General features: G+C 68.7%; 1 protein-coding gene and 1 pseudogene. Both read right to left on the reverse strand.

Translation table 11 applies throughout. The features are described 5' to 3' along the window. Positions 1–122: 122 nt before the first annotated feature. Positions 123–917, reverse strand: coding sequence for an ABC transporter permease (locus ASG32_RS31960; RefSeq protein WP_056534173.1), 795 nt, complete (start codon positions 915–917; stop codon positions 123–125). A gap of 82 nt (positions 918–999) precedes the next feature. Continuing rightward, a pseudogene (locus ASG32_RS31965) lies at positions 1,000–1,914 on the reverse strand (glycosyl transferase); the annotation flags it as partial.

Below are 1,914 nucleotides of genomic sequence, written 5' to 3' on the forward strand. Positions count from 1 at the left end.
CGTGGCCGGCGTCATCTTCCGCGACTGGACCGAGGTCGTCGCGAGCCCAGATCACCGCGCCGCCTGACCACCGCCGTCACCTAAAATCCGGCATAGCTCGAGCACCGGACGCCAACCTCCCCTCACATCTGGATCTTGCTGACGACGTGCTTCACAAGGAACAGACCGATGCTGGCCGAGGTGAGACCGAACATCAGGACGTAGAGCTGGTCGATCTGCAGGCCGGCGTAGGGGTAGTAGGCCGAGCGCACCCATTCCGCCAATTGAAGGGCCGGGTTGAATTTCATCCAGTAGTAGATCTTGTCCGGCATATAGCTCGGCAGGAACATCACGCCGCTGGAGATGTAGAGGATGATGCTGAAGAGCGCATAGCCGATCAGCCAGCCCGGGAAGAAGCCGATGATCGCCACGTTGATCGTTCCGATGCCGATGCCCAGCACGATCGCCGCCAGATAGCCGCACATCGCCGTGAACGGATCGGCCGGGATCGGATTGGTCCCGATGGCTAAGAGGACGGAGGAGACCACGAGTAGGGCCAGAAAGCCGGTGACGATCTCGACGAGAATGCGGGCCAGGATTACGTCGAACAGTTTCACCTGCGGGTAATAAGTCAGAGGGCGGTTCATGATCACCGCCTTCATGACTTCGCGGGAGATGTACTGGAAGACCAGAACCGGCACCGCGCCCGTGGCGAAGAAGAGCGGCCGACTGTCGCCGAGGGGGGCCGCCAATTTCTGGAAGGTGTAGATTGCGATCAGCACGAACACGTGCACGCAGGGCCAGAGCACGACCACACCATAGCCCCAGATCGAGGCGCCGAAGCGCGTCCGCATGTCGCGCAGCATCAGCGCGTGCAGCACGTGCAGGTAGGACTCGACCGGGCCCTTCTGCGATTCGGGCTTCGGGAGGGCGGGCATCGACGGGACCTCTGCGTTGCGGCGCCTGTCTCGACGAGAAAATGGGCCAAAGTGCGTTGACCCGGCCCGCGCCCGCGGCGCGTCAGACCGCAAGTCCGTAGTAGGCCCGCATCAGGTCGCCGGAGGGAGGGGCCGGGATCGGTCCCGCGCGCTGCCCGAGATCCGAGATGTCGATGGCCAGCAGGCGATCGTTGCAGGCGGCCGGATCGGTGACGAGCGCGCGGGGCAGGAGATGGCCGCTCGGCAGGACGCGCAGCCGCTCGGCCGGCGCGCCGAGGTCGAAGGCTGCCACCGGCAGGCCGCTGCGCAGCGCCACGGTCAGCGCGTACGCGTAGGTCTCGGGCCAGATCGAGGGCAAGAGGACAAGGTCGGCCGAGACCTGGGTGACGAGATCGAGCAGCTCGTCGTCCTCCCAGTGACGGCCGGTCTCGGCGATCTGGAGGGCCGCCCGGGCGACCCGGTCGAGGGTCGGATCGTCGGTGGAGTACCGCCCCGTCTCGGTCACGCCGGCGCGCGCCAGACCGCCCGTCAGGGCCGGGTCCGAGTGGCCCACGATGGAGAATGTGAGCGGCAGGTCCCGCGCGCGCGCGTCCGCGGCCAGGGCCTGCAGCAGCAACCCGCCCTCGGGGAGGCTGATCGCGCCGAGCACCGCGACGCGGCGGATTCGGCCGGGCCGCTGCAGGGCGGTCGAGTGCACCGACCGCTCCGGCTCGACGTGCGGCCGCACCGTGACCGCGAGGTCCGGGTACACCGTCCGGATCCGGCCCGCCGTGTCGGAGGACGGCGCGAACACCCGCGCCGCGCCGGCCAGGAACGCCCCGAACGCCGCCCGCCGCTCGCCCGGATCCGGCTCCTCGAACCCGTCCGCGTCCACCGCCAGGCACGACCGGCACTCGGCGACCGGCGCCAGGCCGCAGTAGCGCCCGTCCGGCTGCACCAGGTGGTTGCGGTGGCACACCGGCGAGTAGTCGTGCAGCGTCCACGCGTAGGGACGCCC

The organism is Methylobacterium sp. Leaf361 (assembly GCF_001424445.1).
Taxonomy (GTDB): Bacteria; Pseudomonadota; Alphaproteobacteria; order Rhizobiales; family Beijerinckiaceae; genus Methylobacterium.